The organism is Acinetobacter guillouiae (assembly GCF_002370525.2).
Taxonomy (GTDB): domain Bacteria; phylum Pseudomonadota; class Gammaproteobacteria; order Pseudomonadales; family Moraxellaceae; genus Acinetobacter; species Acinetobacter guillouiae.
Genome location: NZ_AP014630.1, coordinates 1533238 through 1551376 on the forward strand (window position 1 = coordinate 1533238; position 18139 = coordinate 1551376).

The 18139-nt window shown below is 37.5% G+C and carries 15 protein-coding genes; 8 read left to right on the forward strand and 7 right to left on the reverse strand.

Translation table 11 applies throughout. The features are described 5' to 3' along the window. The first annotated feature begins 5 nt into the window (after positions 1-5). Positions 6-1082, forward strand: a complete 1077-nt coding sequence (gene arsB, locus AS4_RS07115; protein ID WP_096733671.1) for an ACR3 family arsenite efflux transporter — start codon at positions 6-8, stop codon at positions 1080-1082. Between the two features lie 28 nt (positions 1083-1110). On the opposite strand, the gene AS4_RS07120 is transcribed toward arsB, so the two are convergent. After that, the gene (locus AS4_RS07120; protein WP_004721728.1) at positions 1111-1515 is read right to left on the reverse strand and encodes a Cd(II)/Pb(II)-responsive transcriptional regulator; all 405 of its coding nucleotides are present in this window, start codon (positions 1513-1515) and stop codon (positions 1111-1113) included. A 171-nt stretch (positions 1516-1686) separates the two neighbouring features. On the opposite strand from AS4_RS07120, the gene AS4_RS07125 reads away from it, so the two are divergent. After that, positions 1687-2322, forward strand: coding sequence for a cation transporter (locus tag AS4_RS07125; RefSeq protein ID WP_096733672.1), 636 nt, complete (start codon positions 1687-1689; stop codon positions 2320-2322). 72 nt (positions 2323-2394) lie between these two features. Here AS4_RS07125 and AS4_RS07130 read toward each other — a convergent pair whose 3' ends face one another. Next, positions 2395-3243, reverse strand: a complete 849-nt coding sequence (locus AS4_RS07130) for a hypothetical protein (RefSeq protein ID WP_096733673.1) — start codon at positions 3241-3243, stop codon at positions 2395-2397. Between the two features lie 261 nt (positions 3244-3504). Here AS4_RS07130 and AS4_RS07135 point away from each other — a divergent pair, with 261 nt between their 5' ends. Then, positions 3505-4086, forward strand: a complete 582-nt coding sequence (locus tag AS4_RS07135) for a TetR/AcrR family transcriptional regulator (RefSeq protein WP_096733674.1) — start codon at positions 3505-3507, stop codon at positions 4084-4086. A gap of 617 nt (positions 4087-4703) precedes the next feature. Here the strand turns inward: AS4_RS07135 and AS4_RS07140 are convergent. Next, entirely contained in the window at positions 4704-5432 is a 729-nt protein-coding gene (locus AS4_RS07140; RefSeq protein WP_227548137.1) for a hypothetical protein, read from the reverse strand. A gap of 357 nt (positions 5433-5789) precedes the next feature. Next, positions 5790-6491, reverse strand: a complete 702-nt coding sequence (locus tag AS4_RS07145) for a YidX family protein (RefSeq protein WP_004721717.1) — start codon at positions 6489-6491, stop codon at positions 5790-5792. A gap of 307 nt (positions 6492-6798) precedes the next feature. Between AS4_RS07145 and AS4_RS07150 the strand changes: the two genes are divergently transcribed. The 3 genes from AS4_RS07150 (at position 6799) to AS4_RS07160 (ending at position 12591) form a co-directional block, all read left to right on the forward strand. Then, positions 6799-7443: an RluA family pseudouridine synthase gene (locus tag AS4_RS07150; protein ID WP_004721716.1), complete on the forward strand. Its 645-nt coding sequence runs from the start codon at positions 6799-6801 to the stop codon at positions 7441-7443. Positions 7444-7582: 139 nt separating this feature from the next. Continuing rightward, positions 7583-10420 (forward strand): RNA polymerase-associated protein RapA, encoded by a 2838-nt coding sequence (gene rapA, locus AS4_RS07155; protein WP_004721713.1) that lies wholly within the window; start codon positions 7583-7585, stop codon positions 10418-10420. A gap of 476 nt (positions 10421-10896) precedes the next feature. Further along, entirely contained in the window at positions 10897-12591 is a 1695-nt protein-coding gene (locus AS4_RS07160) for an AMP-binding protein (protein ID WP_096733676.1), read from the forward strand. Positions 12592-12752: 161 nt separating this feature from the next. Here AS4_RS07160 and AS4_RS07165 read toward each other — a convergent pair whose 3' ends face one another. The 3 genes from AS4_RS07165 to fabR all read right to left on the reverse strand — a co-directional run bounded on the left by AS4_RS07165 (position 12753) and on the right by fabR (position 15590). Then, on the reverse strand, positions 12753-13769 hold the full coding sequence (locus tag AS4_RS07165; RefSeq protein ID WP_096733677.1) for an AI-2E family transporter: 1017 nt from the start codon (positions 13767-13769) through the stop codon (positions 12753-12755). A 250-nt stretch (positions 13770-14019) separates the two neighbouring features. Continuing rightward, positions 14020-14850, reverse strand: a complete 831-nt coding sequence (gene dapB, locus AS4_RS07170; RefSeq protein ID WP_096733678.1) for a 4-hydroxy-tetrahydrodipicolinate reductase — start codon at positions 14848-14850, stop codon at positions 14020-14022. A gap of 44 nt (positions 14851-14894) precedes the next feature. Further along, on the reverse strand, positions 14895-15590 hold the full coding sequence (gene fabR / locus AS4_RS07175; RefSeq protein ID WP_096733679.1) for an HTH-type transcriptional repressor FabR: 696 nt from the start codon (positions 15588-15590) through the stop codon (positions 14895-14897). Between the two features lie 142 nt (positions 15591-15732). Here fabR and AS4_RS07180 point away from each other — a divergent pair, with 142 nt between their 5' ends. Together AS4_RS07180 and AS4_RS07185 are read left to right on the forward strand one after the other, a co-directional pair. Further along, positions 15733-16800 carry a ferredoxin reductase gene (locus AS4_RS07180; protein ID WP_096733680.1) on the forward strand — a complete coding sequence of 356 codons (1068 nt, stop codon included), beginning with the start codon at positions 15733-15735 and terminating at the stop codon, positions 16798-16800. A 12-nt stretch (positions 16801-16812) separates the two neighbouring features. Then, positions 16813-17907 carry a fatty acid desaturase family protein gene (locus AS4_RS07185; protein ID WP_096733681.1) on the forward strand — a complete coding sequence of 365 codons (1095 nt, stop codon included), beginning with the start codon at positions 16813-16815 and terminating at the stop codon, positions 17905-17907. The last annotated feature ends 232 nt before the right edge of the window (positions 17908-18139 follow it).

Here is an 18139-nt window from a genome sequence, read left to right on the forward strand (position 1 = left end):
CTGTTATGAACTCAGATCAGTCCACTTCGCGGCTTTCTTTCTTAGATCGCAATTTAACTTTATGGATCTTTATTGCGATGGGATTAGGAATCTGCATCAGCTTATATTTCCCGCAAGCTTCGGTGGCTTTAAATCGTTTAAGCCTAGATTCAGTCAATATTCCTATTGCAATAGGTTTAATTTTGATGATGTATCCGCCACTTGCCAAAGTGGATTATGCGACCTTAGCGCAAGTCTTCAAAGACAAACGAATGCTGGCGCTGTCTTTGCTACAAAACTGGTTAATCGCGCCGTGCCTGATGTTTGTTTTAGCGATGGTGTTTTTACATGCTTATCCTGAATATATGACGGGTTTAATTCTGATTGGTTTAGCGCGTTGTATCGCGATGGTCTTGGTATGGAATAATTTAGCAGGTGGTGACAATCAATATGTCGCAGCTTTAGTCGCTTTTAATAGTATTTTCCAAATTGTCTTTTTTAGTACTTATGCTTGGTTGTTTTTAACAGTTCTACCACCGTATTTTGGTGTAGCAGGAAAAGTTATTGATGTCAGCTTTTGGACGATTACACATGCGGTTTTAATCTATTTAAGTATCCCATTTTTATTGGGCTTTCTAAGTCGGATCATTCTGGTTAAACGCAAAGGATTAGACTGGTATCAACAAACCTTTATCGCTAAAGTCAGTCCGCTGAGTTTATTGGCATTGTTATTTACCATTGTGGCGATGTTTAGTTTAAAAGGGGCGGATGTGGTTAGCCTACCATTCGATGTATTGCGAATTGCCATCCCATTAACCCTGTATTTTGTGGTGATGTTTTTCCTGAGCTTTTTTATGAGCAAGTGGATGGGCAATGATTATCCTAAAACTACAGCGATTTCTTTTACCGCAGCGGGAAATAACTTTGAATTGGCACTTGCTGTTGCCATTGCAACATTTGGATTGGCTTCACCTGTCGCATTTACCACGATTATTGGTCCTTTGGTTGAAGTCCCTGTATTGATTGCGTTGGTTAGTGTTTCGCTATGGCTGCGCAAAACTGTTTTTAAATCGGCACATGGGCTCAATCAGCAGAGGGAATAGCCGAAAGACCCATTCAACACAATATAAATTATTCCGATGCTTCAAGTTTTTTGACAATCTGACAATGATCAATGGTGGTGTTCGAGGAGCAGGATTGACGTAATTCATGCAGTTGCGATTTAAAATGTTGTAATTCATATATTCGAGTTTCTACATGTCGAATATGTTCTTCAATCAATTGGTCAATGATTTTACAACCTTGTTCAGGATGTTGTAGATGCTCTAAAAGTTGAGTAATTTCATGTAAGGTCATATCTAATGCGCGGCAACGTTTAATAAAAATAAGCCGCTTTAATGTTTCATCATCATAATATTTATAATTATTATCTGCACGATAACTGGATCTGATCAGATTTTTTTTCTCATAAAACCGCACAGTATCCGTCGACAGCTGAGTTTTTTTAGCGAGATCACTAATTAAGTATTGCTGCATGGTTTATTTTCCTGAATCAACTTGACCTTGGACTAACTCCATAGTTTTAAATAGCAGTATAGCTGAATTTTTCATCATTGTTGAAGCATGTGCTGATTTTCTTTAAAGCACCAACTTGACTGAAAAAAATAAGCAGATCAGCCCATTTATATTGAATCAAGGAGAAGTGTCATGGCGTGTACATGTAGTCATGAACCTGCACCACAGAAACCAAATAGCAAGTTTAGAACGGCTTTGTGGATTGCATTGTTTATTAACCTTGCCATGTTCTTTGTTGAACTGATTGGTGGGGCGTATGCACATTCTTCTGCACTTTGGGCCGATTCTCTGGATTTCTTTGGTGATTCCATCAATTATGCCGTTTCTTTAGCAGTATTAGGCGCAACGCTGTATTGGCGAGCGACCGTTGCCTTATTTAAAGGGGCAATCATGGCAATTTTTGGTTTTGTAGTGATCGGCAAAACGATCTATGCCTATACGAAAGGGATTCCGCCAGAAGCGATTACCATGGGAGCGATTGGTATACTGGCTTTAATCGCCAATGTGATTTCAGCCCTTGTGCTTTACGCTTTTAGAGATGGTGACTCCAATATGCAGTCTGTTTGGCTGTGTAGTCGTAACGATGCGATTGGAAATGTCGCCGTAATCTTTGCAGCAATTGGGGTTTTTGGTACAGGAAGCATGTTGCCAGATATTATTGTGGCTGTGATTATGGCGACTTTAGGCTTAACCGGCGGTTATCAGGTGATGAAGAAAGCACTACAAGAACGTAAACAAAATATGCCGACTCAACACGTCTTACAATGACGCTCAATAAATCCACAATAAGGTATTTTTGATCTCAGCAATGGGATCAAAAAACCATCATGAAGTAAGCGTTTAAATTTCAGTTATACGCGTTGCCATTTTGCTCCAGAAATTATTCCAGAGTGCTAAATACTCAGACTGGACTTGGTCCAAATACTGTTGGTCGTTTTGATCATAGCATTGTATCAGTAGGGTCCAAATGTCATCTTGATGGTTGTCATCATTGGCAAGGGTCGCGTCATTTTGATCAGCCAAACCATGACAAGCGTAGTAACCTTCAATAAATTTACTGTTGTAAATCGACATGTTGTTACGGAGTGCTTCACTAAACTTTATGACTTGCAGCTCTGTACACGCCAAAATAAGCAATAATTCTGTATAAGAATTGATATGTTGGTGAATAAATTGGGCCAATGCAAAAGCGTCTATTTCAGTCTGTTGCTGATCCAATGGATCTAATTCCAACTGCTGCATCAATTTTAAAAAATAAACCAGATGTGATTTGGATGCAGCACTTTTTTCGAGTTGGTGTGTATTGAAACCCAGTTCATCAATTAAGTTGAGCGATAGTAAATAGCGTGCATATATTTTCGCTGCAATCCTATTTTCTGGATGAATATTATGGTTTTTTTCGAGGCTAACGGCTTGATAAATTACCATGCTTAGTGCATCTGTAAAATTTTTAACAATCGCCGTAAAATAATTAATATGAATAAATTTAAGCTGTTCAAGCGTCAACTGGCTTTGATTCAACTGGACTAATATCGGGTGCTTAAATAAAACATGACAGTGTGTTTGTCGCTTTAAATTTGCGATAGCTTGAGTATTTTGCTGCCATAATTCAGGTTGCAAGGAATTTTGAATGAAATGCAGCAACTCGAAACGAGTATGTTCAGATTGCGTGAAAGATAATATGCTCATATGCTGCATTAAAATTTTAATTTTGCCGTTTTTATAATAGTAAAAAACAATTTGTTTTGCTAGTATTTATACAGGTTTAATATTTTATATTTCATATACTTGCCTTTGTCATCTTGATGTTTTTTTATAAAAACTCAGTATTCATATGAATTTAAGATATAATTCTTAGCATACACTTGAAGTAATTCGTATTTATGTGCTGTTCTTATAAGCTAATGCTTTAATTTTAATCTTAAATTTTTGTACATCAGGTATAAACAAATGTCAAAAAAAGAGGACATCATTAATACAGCGTTGAATCTCTTTAATACATATAGTTATAATTCTATCGGTATAGACCGAATTATTAGTGAGTCTGGCGTTGCAAAAATGACTTTTTATAAATATTTTCCATCTAAAGCCAAATTGATTGAAGAATGTTTGGTCACGAGAAATCTCAATTTGCAAGAATCATTAGATGCTGCAATCGCTAAATGTGATCCACAAGATTATTTATCTCATATTAAAGCCATCTTCACTTGGTATAACGCCTGGTTTCATAGTGAAGATTTTAATGGTTGTATGTTCCAAAAAGCCGTAGAAGAAATTTCAAAAGTTTATCCGTCATCACTTCAACCTGCGACTGACTATAAAGAATGGTTAAAAGGGCATTTGAGTAATGCGTTGCGTCATTTAGGTGTTAAACAAGATATTCAACTCGCTTCTTTCTTGTCGAGTCTTCTTGACGGAATGACGATTCAGGCGCAAATAGATCCTCAGCAAGTGTGTTTGGATGATTATTGGAGACGGGTAGAAACCCTGATTCAGATGGAATTGGCTTTAACCCAACCGAGTACAGTTTAACGTTTAAGTTTGTTGAATAATTGCAGACTACAAACATAGCCAATATGCGCTGTACTTGTTTGACTTTTCAATTTACCACTCAAACTTGAAAATAAAAAAGCGCGACCACTTGAAGTGAATCGCGCTTTGCTGATAAGTTTTTTATATACCGGATGATTTATTGTTATAACAATAAATCATCCGGTAAAGAGATGCTTGGAGCATCTTCTTATATTTATTCTTATACCCTCTGAATGCACTGGTCATTCGTTTTTTCAGCAAATTATACAGACTTGTCTGTTTAGTTGGATTATAAAGATTTTGTTGCTTTTTACAACAGAATCTTTGTGAATTTGTTTGTTTTTTTATCAATCGGCTTAAAAATTAAAAAAAATATCTAATTTTTGGTACTTTGCGTTTAATTTTATGCGTGCTGATCTCGTTTAAAAGCCAGTTCTTGACCTTGTAAATTAGGCTAGCAAACTTCTATTGCTCTTTAAATGGCAGTAAATTGTTATACACGAAGCATGTGGTCAAGAATTTGAAAATTGAAATGAATAATTGTAAATAAATATTAGAGATAAAAATAAAAGACCTTGAAAAATGCCTATACTGTTGGGAATATCAATATTTAAGCATTAGTGATTCATTCTTCGGGCTAAAATTCTAGGATCATTGCTATTGAGGATTTGTTCAATTTTGCCATTAGGGCGCTGAAAAATCGTTTGATCATGCGTATAGACTTTGCCATTGCGAGCAACCGCATTTTGATCACTGGGCGGGGTAAATAACCAAGTTTCATTTTGTGTTAAAGGATGAACCAATAAATTGAATTCAGTATTTGCTGGATATTGAATATCGCCTAAGGTTAATTTTTCTGTCAGTGTGCCATTTTCAATTCCGATGAGTTGTTTATTTTGATCCAAATAGACATTTGCCCATTGTAGGGAAACAGCTTTGTATTGGGTGAGAGGATTGTGAATCCGCCAGTAATCTGTAGAAACAAAGTTGTCTGGATATTTTTGATATTTAGAACGTTCAATATCTGCCTGTGCCACAAGTATAATATTTTCTAGCTGCGTATCTTGAGCAAGATTACAGTGCTCTAAACCAATGATGTTGCCAGCATCATCTAAATAGACTTGAATATAGCTCATCAGCTGACAATTCCAACCTTCGATCGTATCCTTACCTGTACCCATTAATGTGGTTGAACGATCATCAAAAAGTTCCAAATCAATACCACGAGGAATTTTCATGCTGTTAATTTGCAGCTTTCCAAATAATACGGGTTGGGGAAATTTGGCTTGTCTCAATGAGGTCAATTGATCGGGTGCAAATAATTCAAGTTCAGTCCCTTGTGGCATTTGAATGCCTAAAATTTTCTCAGGCGAACTTAATGTTTTATGTATGGAATGATGCTCTTTTTCAATCTCATTTTTTGTATATAGAACAAGGAAATAAAGTATCAAGCTCAAAAAAACGCAGAGTACACTACAGACAAATAGAGACTGAATAAAAATATTGCCATGCCTAAGGGTATTTCTGAATTTTGAGCTAAATATTAATCCAATCGCAAATAGACTAAAAATAATGGTCCCAAAGCCAGCGACAAAGAAAATCCAAAGATAGTTAAAAGAAAGTGGAATCATGCTATTGAGAATCGTATTTTTATATTTGCTAAGATTCAGGATATTGTATGCAATATCCTGAATTATTTTCAATCAATCAAAAATCTTATGAAGCGCTTGGAACGGTAACGTCACTACATCAAAAGCGACAGCAAAAGGGAATAACACCAGTTTATCTGCAGTTTTACTGCCAGCCTTTGAGTAATCTTTTACCTCTTGAGTGGTATAGATACTGACTTGATAGGGTTTACTCAGTGCTTTTAGGGATGAAATATTAGAAGCAGAAGGGTAAACCAGACCAGATAAGGTAATGTTAAAACAGAAACGTTGCGCTTTTAGACGTTGATCACTTGAGGTGGTACATTCTTCTGCACCATTTTCAATAAAGAATGCACGATCTTGTTTAGTGACATCTTCAGAAAGTTTGACATATTTGAGTGGTAGGGTTCCTGAAAAATGCCCATCATTTTTTTCTGAATTGAAGGTCAGCGCTTTATCAATTTGAATAAATTTTGGATCAAGTCCTGTGATCACTTTGACAAATCGAGCACCACCACTGGTGATGACATAACTATTTTTTTGCCCTGCAATGACAATGCTGTCAGAAGGTAGGGCCGAAATTGCTTGTGATGGTTTGCCAAATGCTAAAACCGTATCATTGACCAATACGGTTTGAACATTACGGGTACGAACACCATTGTCTTTCTTTAAAAGGGTTGAAGTTGCACAGCCGGTCATGGCAAATGCGGAAATAATACAAATGGACAATGTAGATTTATAATTTAATTTATTCATATTTTGCTCATTTAATCTTAAGGTATTGTTTATACCATTAAAAAAATAGGGTGTTAAGTTTTTAACTTACCAAAAAATAGACAATAATTTATTTTTTCAATGAATTAATCCACTTTCCCCACAATTGATTGGCAAAATGTATCTAAAGTTTTTGATTGTCTTGTAAATTGCCAATGAATTTAAAGCAATTGTACGATTTATTATTCTTTCTTTAGAATAATCGAATAAATCAGATAATTTTGATTGTAATTTCATTCCAAGATTCTTAGAATTGCCTGCTTGTTTGCGTGATCATTGGAACTGAACTTTGAGTAATTTTCTAACCGAACACCTGATCCATCGTGATGATGATTTTATGGTGATCCATAAGCCAGCAGGTATACTCACAGTTCCAGGAAAAACAGCAGATTTACAAGATTGTGTTATCAACAGATTATTAAAAATCGAGCCTAAGACTTTACTCATTCATCGTTTAGACCGCGATACCTCTGGGATTTTGGTATTTGGACTGAGTAAATGGGGACAAAAAAGTATTTCTAGACAGTTTCAAGAACGTCAAACCTCTAAAACCTATCAAGCTGTTGTTGCTGGCACTTTACATGGTGAAGGCACAGTTGATGTTCCTGTGATTTATGATCCAGAACATCCACCCTTACATATTGCAGATCCAGAACATAACAAGCCTGCATTAACACATTGGAAAGCAACCCAACATTTTCAAATTCAAGGACAGGCTGTAACCCGTGTTGAGTTAACACCAATTACAGGACGGTCACATCAGTTACGCGTGCATATGCAATATTTAGGACATCCTATTATTGGTGATACTTTATATGCAACTGTAGAACAACAGCAGCTTATGCCACGACTTTGTCTACATGCACAACAACTGAGTTTTCATCATCCTAAAACAGAGGAGCTTGTACAATTTGATTGTCCAGTTCCGTTTTAGTTTAGATTTTTAAGTTGAAATTAAGTCGCTCAAAATTTAATGAGCTTTATGTCAAAAAGTATTGCGTAATGGGTATAAACTTTGTTCAAATATTCTCCTGATTTGAGCAACCGTGTTTTAGCCCTAACATGAGATAAAGGTGGAAAAATTGCAACAATTTGCTATAGGTCAACGTTGGTTATCGGACACAGAAACTGAGTTAGGTTTAGGTGTATTGATTGACGTCGATGAACGTTCAATCAGTATTCTTTTTCCAAAAAGTGACGAAACTCGTGTCTATGCACGTAATAATGCCCCATTATCTCGTATTGTTTTTAATATCAATGATGAAGTTCAAGACCAAGAAGGCATCAAGTGGATTGTCGAGTCTTTAGACGATCGCAGTGGTGTGATTCGTTACAATGTTATTCGTACATTGGATAATGGTGAACAAGAGAAGAAAGCATTAAACGAAACGCGTATTGGCGCACAAATTCAATTGTCAAAGCCTTTAGAACGTTTATTGGCAAGCCAAATTGACTATAAAGAATGGTATGACTTACGTATTGAAGCGATGCAAATGCAAGCCAATATGCAAACGTCACCATTACGTGGTTTGGTTGGCGCGCGTGTAGGCTTGATTCCACACCAGCTGTATATTGCCCATGAAGTGGGTAAGCGATTTGCACCTCGTGTATTACTTGCAGATGAAGTCGGTTTAGGTAAAACAATCGAAGCGGGACTCATCATCCATCAACAACTCAAAACCGGTCGTTCTGAGCGAATTCTGATTCTTGTGCCAGATTCATTACAATATCAATGGATGATTGAAATGCGTCGTCGTTTCAATTTGAATTTCTCATTGTTTGATCTGACTCGTACAGCTTCAATCAAAGAACATGATCCTGAACTCAATCCATTCCTGACTGAACAATGTATCATTGCTTCAGTAGATTTGATGATTGACCATGATGATTTGCGTGAGCAAGCCATTGAAGCTGGTTTTGATCTATTGGTGGTCGATGAAGCGCATCATTTGATGTGGAGTGAAGAGGAAGGCGGTAATGACCGTTATGACCTTGTTGAAGAGCTTGCTGAAAAAACTGAAGGTGTACTGCTTTTAACTGCAACACCTGAACAGTTAGGTGTAGAAAGCCATTTTGCCCGTTTACGGTTACTTGATCCACAACGTTTTAGTTCGCTTGATCGTTTCCTTGATGAAGAAGAGCAATATCATCACACTGCTAAAATTGCTGAAGTGTTGATGTCAGATTTGCCACTTGAAGCGGAACATTTGGCAGCGGTTGAAAAATTATTAGGTCATCCGATTGAAGATCAGCCTGAACATCGTTTCCGCGCAATTCATGAACTTTTAGACCGTCATGGCACTGGTCGTATCTTGTTCCGTAATACCCGTGAAGCAATTCAAGGTTTCCCAGGACGTGATTGCCAACCAGCACCATTACCAGCACCAGAAAATTGGTCTAAAGATGGAAAATTACGCGAACAAATGTGGCCAGAAGAGCTGCAACTTGATGGCGCATGGATGGAAACAGACCCACGTGTTATGTGGTTGATGGAACGATTACGTTCTGATTTAAAACATAAAAAAGTATTGCTGATTGCACGTAGTGGTCCAGTTGTTGAAGCACTTGAAAATGCTTTACGTATCCACGCGGGTATCCGCACCGCAATGTTCCATGAAGGCATGAGCTTATTGGAACGTGACCAAGCAGCGGCTTATTTTGCTGAAGATTCTTATGGTGCACAGATTTTACTGTGTTCTGAAATTGGTTCAGAAGGGCGTAATTTCCAGTTTGCTTCTGACCTTGTGTTGTTTGATTTGCCAGCAAATCCAGATGTACTTGAACAGCGTATTGGTCGTTTAGACCGTATTGGTCAGGAAAACCGTATTCAGATTCATGTGCCTTATCTTGTCGGTACAGCGCAAGAGCGTATGTTCCGTTGGTACAATGAAGCGCTGAATATTTTCAGTAATATTTCGCCTACAGCACAAACCTTACAAGAAAACTTTATTGTCGATTTAAAAGATTGCTTATTGGATGATAAAGGCCAAGCCTTTGAAGAACTTCTTGAAGCGGTCAATGTACAGCGTCAAGCACTTGAAGTTGAATTGCAAGATGGTCGTGACCGTTTATTGGAATACAACTCATGTCGTCCGATCGTGGCACAAGAAATTGTTACTGCGCTTGAAGACTATGATGACAATACTTTGTTACCAATGTTTATGAAGCGGTTTATGGCATCGACTAACATTGACTTTGATGAGCAAAGCAATGGTACGGTGATTATTAAACCAACCGATCAAATGCAAGTGCAAGGTTTGGATATTGACGAAGAGGGCATGACTGCAACCTTCTATCGTGATCAAGCACAGATCCGTGAAGACGCGCAATATTTAACACTTGAACATCCGTTTACTGAAAGTGTGATGGAAATTATCCGGACTCAATCTTTTGGTAGTACCAATGTTGCGATTCTTAAAACCAATGCACTTAAACAAGGCACGATCTTGTTGGAAGTTTGGTTTAAAGTGGATGTGGTTGCACCGAAGGCATTAAATTTACCTTCAAGTTTGCCGACACAATTGATCCGAGTGTTATTGACTGAAACGGGTCAGGATATTACGGCTAAGCTTGATCCAGAAATTATTAAGCCGTATTTGCATCATTTAGATAGCAACAGCTGTCGCCAAGTGGTGAAAGCACGTCGTGAAGTGATTGAAGAACGCTATGCACAAGCTTTAGATATTGCAAAAGGTGTTTTACCGCAGTTAAAAGAGCAAGCTAAAGAAATTTATGGTAGCAAATGGCAATATGAAATTGATCGTTTAAGCTATTTAAAGCAATTTAATCCAAGTATCCGTGCAGATGAAATTGAACGTTTACAGAAATTCCAGAAAGAAGGTTTAAGCCTATTGGAAGGTGTTTCTGTGACGCCAGAAGCGATTCAGGTATTGGTTGTGGTTAAACCTTAATTTAGTGTAATTTTATCTAGATTCTAAAAGCTCCTTTGGGAGCTTTTTTGATGTATATGTTATGCATATTTAAATAATCAATTATAGGGTTATTTTTATTTATTTGATTTTAAATGTAAAAGTTATAACCATTTATAAAAATTAATTCCTATTATTGCACCATTTATATGGTCATATCTTGTATGAGGGGCTATAGACCATGCATCAATGTCACCACGCGATAGAAACGCCATGTATCATTGGATGAGATCTACTTTACAACAATAATCAATGAAGGATTTACAGGGAGTTTGTTGTATACATCGCAACCGTTTTTATGCTATTAAAATAGTGTACTTTGATCTCGATTTGTTCCTTAGAGATAAAGTTTACTCACCCATGTAATTTGATCATTCAGTATTGTGTATCCAAATAGACAAGTTCTAAAGCAACCGTCTATAGCCAAGATAAAAACTTAAAATAATGGAAGAAATGATATGGAAAACAAGGATTTTGTTGAGTTTCATGATACCCATGTGCACTATCTACTTCATTGGGAAAAGCAATTACCGCAAAAAGATGTGTTTGTGCAACCATTGGCCAATGGCAATGTGGTGCATTACACATGGTCGGAAGTTGCACAACAAGTTCGCAGTATGGCGAGTTATTTACAGTCTTTAAACTTGCCTGAAAAGAGTGCGATCGCAATTTATGGTAAAAATAGTGCGCATTGGCTTATGGCAGATTTAGCGATCTGGATGTCAGGTCATATCTCAGTCCCACTCTATCCAACACTCAATGCGGAAGGTGCAGCTTATGTACTCAACCACAGTGAAGCAAAACTCTTATTTATTGGAAAATTGGACGGTAAAGCGGATAGCTGGAATGAGGTAAAAACAATCATTCCACAAGATTTAGCTTGTGTGCGTTTGGCATTATCACCTGAATTCGACGCACCGCAATGGAATGATATTGTGCAATCTGTTGCGCCACTAGAAAACCCGGTATTACCCAATAAAAATGATTTAGCGACCATCGTTTATACGTCTGGCAGTACGGGTGTGCCTAAAGGGGTTATGCAAAGTTTTGCGACGCTTTTATCTGGCGCTCGTGAACTCAGATTGACTTATCAAGTGACAACATCTGATCGGGCCTTATCTTATTTACCACTTGCACATGTTGCTGAGCGTATTTTTATTCAATCTTCATTGATGGTTTGCGGTTTTACCGTGTATTTTGCAAATTCAATTGAAACCTTTGTCGAAGATTTGAATCGTGCCAAACCCACACTATTCTTTTCGGTACCACGCTTATGGACCAAGTTTTATTTGGGGGTTAATGAAAAAATACCGCTCCATATACAAAAGATTTTATTCAAAATACCTGTGTTGGGTAAATTGGTTAAAAAGAAATTACTCACTAAACTCGGGCTAAATCATGTCCGTTATGCATTTACTGCTGCGGCACCATTACCTACAGATATTATTTTATGGTATCGAAATTTAGGTTTAGAGTTACTTGAAGTCTATGGCATGACTGAAAATTGTGGTTATTCGCATGTGACACGTGTGGGGCAGTTTGCCAGTGGTTATGTGGGGCATGCCCAACCTAAAGTGGAGTGTAAAATTGATGAAAATGGTGAAATTCTGGTAAAAAGCCCTGGAACTATGTTGGGCTATTATAAAAATCCTGAAAAAACTGCAGAAGATATGACCGAAGATGGATTTTTACGTACTGGGGATTTGGGCGAGATCGATGCAGAAGGGCGGTTAAAAATTACGGGTCGAATTAAAGATATTTTTAAAACAAGTAAAGGCAAATACATCATGCCAGTTCCGACTGAGCAAAAAATCGGAAATCAGGCCTTAATAGAATCTGTATGTATTGGTGGTTCAAGCCAACCACAACCAGTTGCCTTTATTATGTTGGCTGAAGATATTCGTAACAGTCTGAAGCAGAACCCGAAGCGAGATGAAATTGAAAACGCCTTAAAAGCATTAAGAGTGAAGGTTAATGAAGAACTTGAGCCCCATGCAAAAATCAGCTTCTTTGTCGTAGTCAATGAACCATGGACCATGGAAAATGATTTACTTACCCCAACAATGAAAATTAAACGTAATAAAATTGAAAGTCGTTATGAGCCATTTTTAGACGCTTGGGCACAACAGAAACGAGAAGTGGTCTGGGAATAAAAGTTTTTAACTGCATTGGTATTATTAGGAAAAAGCCTGAATGGTAAGGTTGATCAGTTCAGGCTTTTTTAATTTTCTTCTTTACAAAGGAATACTTCACACCTTTAAAAAGAAGGGTTTCTTGATGACTCAAATGATTTATGTTTTAGATCATTTCAGCTTTAAATCATTTCCGCTTGTTTAAGTTCTAACTTGATATAGGCATAGAAAATGGGTGCAACAATTAAACCCGCTAAGCCAAAGAACGACTCAAACACTAACATTGCCAATAACACTTCCCATGATGCTGCATGGATTTTTGTGCCAATAATTTTGGCATTAATAAAGTATTCCAGTTTATGGATAAAAATCAGATAAAGTAATGCGATACCAGCGGTCGATACTGAAATGGTTAAACCTGCCATAACAATAATGGTATTTGAGAGTAAGTTTCCGACAATTGGAATTAATCCAAAAATAAAAGTCAGGATCACTAAGGTGTTGGCAAATGGTAAGTGTATATCAAAAACAGGGAGGATCAGGTGAGAGAAAATCAAAAATAAAAAGGTATTGATTAACGAAATTTTAAACTGAGCAAACACCACATTTTTAAAAGATGAAGAAAGGTTTTCAATACGTGTGATCATGGCACGCTTAAATTCTGGCTGATCAGGTTGTGGGCGCAGTTGGTTTAATGAGACAAGGATCCCCACAATCATACCAATCAACATAGTGGCTAAATTATGTAAAAAGCCTGTTCCGGTACTTTTTAAGGTTGATAAATTATCTTTGATTAAATCAAAGGTTTGATCTTTTAATTCAGTGAGTGAATAAGGAATAAATCCGGGAATATATTGTGCCACTTCAAGTTGTAGCTTTTGTAAGGTTTTATCGACTTGGTCACTGATGGCATTGATTCCCGCACCTTGCAAATCATGTTGAACAAAGCTGATTAATCCTGTAATGCTGAGCACAATCAAAGAAATAATAAAAATGGCTAGGATAATGCTAATGGTCAGGCGCGCTCTTTGACCATCAATATATCTCTCTGTAATGCTACCTAAACTATTGATGATTTCAAAAACAACAAAACCTGCAAAAAATGACGCTAAGAGATGCAAGGGAATCAGTAAAGACAAAAAGATCAGCATGAGTAAGTAACTTGCAATAATACTTTGACGATCATTTAACAGTTTCATGTGAATAGAGCTCAATTATACAATTGATGTATAGGGGAATATAAAAATACCAAGTTAGATTTATATCACTCTAACTCGCGGTGAGATAGCTATTTTTAAATACAAAGCTTAATTCAATGTGAAAATATTTGGTCTGAATACTGGGTGAAAAGTCTTTAAAAAAACGTTATAGAAAGATAAAAGATCACTATCATGCGATTGATCAGAAAAATTTTAATGCTGCGTATATTGAGCAGTACATAGAGCGCTATTAAAGCGAGTGATTCAAATGAATCACGTCATGCATGTTATATAAGCCAGCGGGTTGAGACATACACCACATTGCAGCACGAATTGCACCAGTCGCAAAGTTCATCCGATTGCTTGCAATATGTTTGATTTCGACCTGTTCACCATGACCATAAAATATTGTGTTATGTTCACCAACAATGTCTCCACCACGTATGGCTTGTAAGCCGATCTGTTGGGGTGCTCGCTCAGCAACCTGAGCATGGCGTTGATAGACCGCTAAATCATTGAGCAATTTCGTTCTGACTTGAGCAATCGCTTCTGCATACATCAATGCAGTGCCTGACGGTGCATCTACTTTTTGCCGGTGATGCGCTTCGATGATTTCAGCTTCAAATCCTGTACCTAATAATTGGGCAGCAACTCGAACCAGATCAACACTAAGATTGACGCCAATGGAATAATTGCCTGAATGCACGATAGCAATATCTTGTGCGGCTTGAGCAATGTGTTGATTTAATTGCTCAGATAAACCAGTGATACCAATAATCATCGGCTTTTTAGCGTGCTGACAAATTTTTAAATGTTGCGATAATGCTTCTGCTGTAGTGAAATCAATCACTACATCACAATGCTGAATGACGTCTTGCAAACGATCTGAAATAAGCACATTTAATGGTGCTAGATTGAGATATTGCCCTAGTTCATGACCAATCGCTGCACTTGCAACTCTTGCTGTAGCAACAGTAATGTTTAGTCCCGCATTGAGACAGGCCTGAACCAGCATTTGTCCCATGCGGCCAGTCACACCCAGTATGCCTACATGAATATTTTGTTGATTGTGACTGATCATTAGGTCTTGATACTTGTATTTAATAGGCTATGAAGGAATAGGTATTATTTAATTTGCGCTTCGTCTAAATGACGCGAACCTTCGAGTAACATACGAATCATCACCATGGTTTGTTCAGCGACTTCTTTACGTTCAGCAATCGGCAAATCAATCACCTTGGCACCCATATTAAATACCAACTGAGTAATGGCTTTAGCGACTAAATCAGGATGAGTCAATTTGCTGTGATTGATGCGCTCTATTCGAATCAAATCATCTTGAAGTTCTTGTTGGAAATAATTAAGTTGTTTGTCTACGGCAATTTTATATTGCTTTGATCCTGTATAACCTTCACGCAGTAGTAAGCTTAGATTGCCTTCATCGGCATCTAGCTGTTCAATAAATACTTCAACTGAACTACGAATAATACTGCTTTGTCTGATTGCCTTGATTCGAGCTTCATGCAAAATTTGACGCAGTACCACACCTGAACGATCAATCAGTTCAATCGCCAACTCATCAATATCTTTAAAGTGACGATAAAAGCTATTTGGCGCAATCCCAGCTTCACGGGCAACTTCTCTTAAGCTTAAAGAGGAAATACTTTTTTGTGGTCCAATCAAATTTAAGGCGGCTTGGAATAATTCTTCTTTGGTAATTGTCGCTTTGCGTCCAACAGTACGTACAGAAACTTTTTCAAGCTCATGAATTTGATCTTGAAGGGTAGCTGGGTTCTGAGGTAATACGGACGTTGGATTCATAAAGTATCAAATAGTTAAAATATTTTCTTCATTATAGCCTTTGTCATTACATAAATGAAATGTCTAGATACAATACACACGTATATACAAATATATATACATGTGTATAATAATTAAAAATCACTCAGATGGTGAGCCTAGTATGCACGCTATTGAAAAGCAAAAATCTCCCGTAAACGCTATATTTGATATGGTGTTAGGGGCTAATACGACTAATTTTTGGCTACAGAAAATTAATCCATTGTGGTCAGTTCAACAAGCTTTGGGGAAAATTGTTGAAAAAGAACAATCCGCCGCAGATACGATCAGCTTAACCATCAAAATTAACCGTTTGTTTAAAATGGGGTTAGCTGGGCAGCATCATCCGATCACTGTCGAAATTAATGGTCGTCGTTATGAACGTACCTATAGTCTGACTCAATTAGATACGCAACATATATTACTCACTGTAAAAAAAGTAGAAAAAGGCATTGTGAGTAACTGGTTGTTTGAACATGCCCAAGTGGGTGAGGTGATTGAATTCGGTCGACCTTATGGCGATATGTTATTGCCTCAAGTTGTCAGTCCATTGATTCTGGTCGCTGCGGGCAGTGGTATTACGCCGATGTATAGCTTGATTCAGGCATTGGCAGCGAACCAGCAGCTTGATCGTCAGCCAGTGCATTTGATGTATTGGGTTAAGAAAAATGCAGACGTTGCCTTTAAACAGCAGTTCGAGCAATTAGCCCAACAGTATCCTGATTTTAAATTTGATGTGTTCTATACCCAAGAAGTACCCGCAGACGCACGTTTAAATAATGAATATTTACATATCATTAAAAATCTTGAGCAAAGCACAGTGTATGTATGTGGTCCTTCAGGTTTTGTGGCAACAGCTGAACAATTGTTTGAACAGGCCAAAGTACTTAAAAGCGAAGCATTTAGCCTAAGCCCCGTGATTTCTGATGACACAGGTTTTATCAATGTCACATTAACCAAATCCAATAAAGTGGTTGCAATCCCCAAAGGTCAAGCCATTTTAGTTGGCTTAGAACAACAAAATATCAAACCAGAACATGGTTGCAGAATGGGGATTTGCAATAAATGCGCGTGTAATAAAGCACAGGGTGCCACAAAAAACTTAGTCAATGGTCAAGAAAATTTTGAACCGAATAATTTACTGAGAATTTGTGTGAATACTGCCAAAACTGATTTAGTTATTGATCTTTAAGCGAGTTTTATCATGAATATGCCAGTTAAAATTCAATATTTTAAAAACACCAAAAACCGTGAACTGACCCAGACTGAGCTGGATGCTTTAGCGCGCGAGTTGGATGCGATTAAGCAAGAAGTCTTAGATGATATTGGCGAAAAAGATGCCAAATATATCAAAAAAGTATATGCCGCTATTCGTTATAGCAGTATTTTAGGCCGAGCATGCTTATTTGCGGGTTGGTTCCCACCAGCATGGTTACTTGGTACAGGTTTACTGAGCTTTGCAAAGATCATGGAAAACATGGAACTCGGTCATAATGTCATGCACGGACAATATGATTGGATGAATGATCCACGCTTTAAAGGTACAACTTACGAATGGGATATTGTTGGAACCTCTGACAACTGGCGTCAGACCCATAATTATAAGCATCATACCTATACCAATATCAAAGGGATGGATGATGATATCGGCTATGGTTTATTGCGTTTATTCCCAGAACAACGTTGGAAACCGGGTTTTTTATTGCAACCTTTATACGCAATTCCGTTCTGTCTATTGTTCCAATGGGGCGTTGCGGTTCAAAACCTTGAAATTGGCAAACTAGTTTATAAACGTAAAACTTGGGCGCAGTTTAAACAAGAGTGGAAGCCGACTCAGAAGAAAATTGGTAAACAGTTTTTTAAAGATTATCTTTTCTTCCCCGTGATTGCTGGCCCCGCAGCTTTACCTGTATTTACAGGTAATTTAGTTGCCAATGGGATCCGTAATATTTGGACATTTAGTATCATTTTCTGTGGTCACTTTACCAAAGATGTCGAAGTGTTCCCTAAAACTGTTTTACAGGATGAAAGTCGTGGACATTGGTATATGCGCCAGATTCGCGGTTCTTCGAATTTAACTGGTTCAGAAGCATTTCATATTTTGACAGGTCATTTGAGCCATCAAATCGAGCATCATTTATTCCCTGAAGTACCTGCTCGTCGCTATCGTAAAATGGCGCCTAAAGTTGAAGCGGTATGTAAAAAGTATGGTTTAAACTACAACAATGCAAGTTTGTTTAAGCAATATGGTCAAGTCCTTGGACGTATTGTGAAATATGCATTTCCATTTAAAAAATAGTTGATTTGCTAAAGCTAAAGCCACTTTTAAGTGGCTTTTTTATTGTCAATGATTGGGTTTTTCAGTAAAGTTTATTTGACTGTTATAAGGGTTTGTTGACAATTCGTCTACGTTTGCGACTGCGAGTGTTTTTTAGGTGATACTAGGCGCGGGGTATGAAATTTAGTCATTCTAAATGATGAGAAACAACGTTTCGCAAGGTAACTCGTAACGGCAAAAAACACTCTAGTCC

Excerpts from the sequence above, each read along its gene's own strand:
- arsB (WP_096733671.1), top strand. The coding sequence starts at position 6 with ATGAACTCAGATCAGTCCACTTCGCGGCTTTCTTTCTTAGATCGCAAT.
- AS4_RS07120 (WP_004721728.1), bottom strand. The coding sequence starts at position 1,515 with ATGCAGCAATACTTAATTAGTGATCTCGCTAAAAAAACTCAGCTGTCG.
- AS4_RS07125 (WP_096733672.1), top strand. The coding sequence starts at position 1,687 with ATGGCGTGTACATGTAGTCATGAACCTGCACCACAGAAACCAAATAGC.
- AS4_RS07130 (WP_096733673.1), bottom strand. The coding sequence starts at position 3,243 with ATGAGCATATTATCTTTCACGCAATCTGAACATACTCGTTTCGAGTTG.
- AS4_RS07135 (WP_096733674.1), top strand. The coding sequence starts at position 3,505 with ATGTCAAAAAAAGAGGACATCATTAATACAGCGTTGAATCTCTTTAAT.
- AS4_RS07140 (WP_227548137.1), bottom strand. The coding sequence starts at position 5,432 with ATGCCACAAGGGACTGAACTTGAATTATTTGCACCCGATCAATTGACC.
- AS4_RS07145 (WP_004721717.1), bottom strand. The coding sequence starts at position 6,491 with ATGAATAAATTAAATTATAAATCTACATTGTCCATTTGTATTATTTCC.
- AS4_RS07160 (WP_096733676.1), top strand. The coding sequence starts at position 10,897 with ATGGAAAACAAGGATTTTGTTGAGTTTCATGATACCCATGTGCACTAT.
- AS4_RS07165 (WP_096733677.1), bottom strand. The coding sequence starts at position 13,769 with ATGAAACTGTTAAATGATCGTCAAAGTATTATTGCAAGTTACTTACTC.
- dapB (WP_096733678.1), bottom strand. The coding sequence starts at position 14,850 with ATGATCAGTCACAATCAACAAAATATTCATGTAGGCATACTGGGTGTG.
- fabR (WP_096733679.1), bottom strand. The coding sequence starts at position 15,590 with ATGAATCCAACGTCCGTATTACCTCAGAACCCAGCTACCCTTCAAGAT.
- AS4_RS07180 (WP_096733680.1), top strand. The coding sequence starts at position 15,733 with ATGCACGCTATTGAAAAGCAAAAATCTCCCGTAAACGCTATATTTGAT.
- AS4_RS07185 (WP_096733681.1), top strand. The coding sequence starts at position 16,813 with ATGAATATGCCAGTTAAAATTCAATATTTTAAAAACACCAAAAACCGT.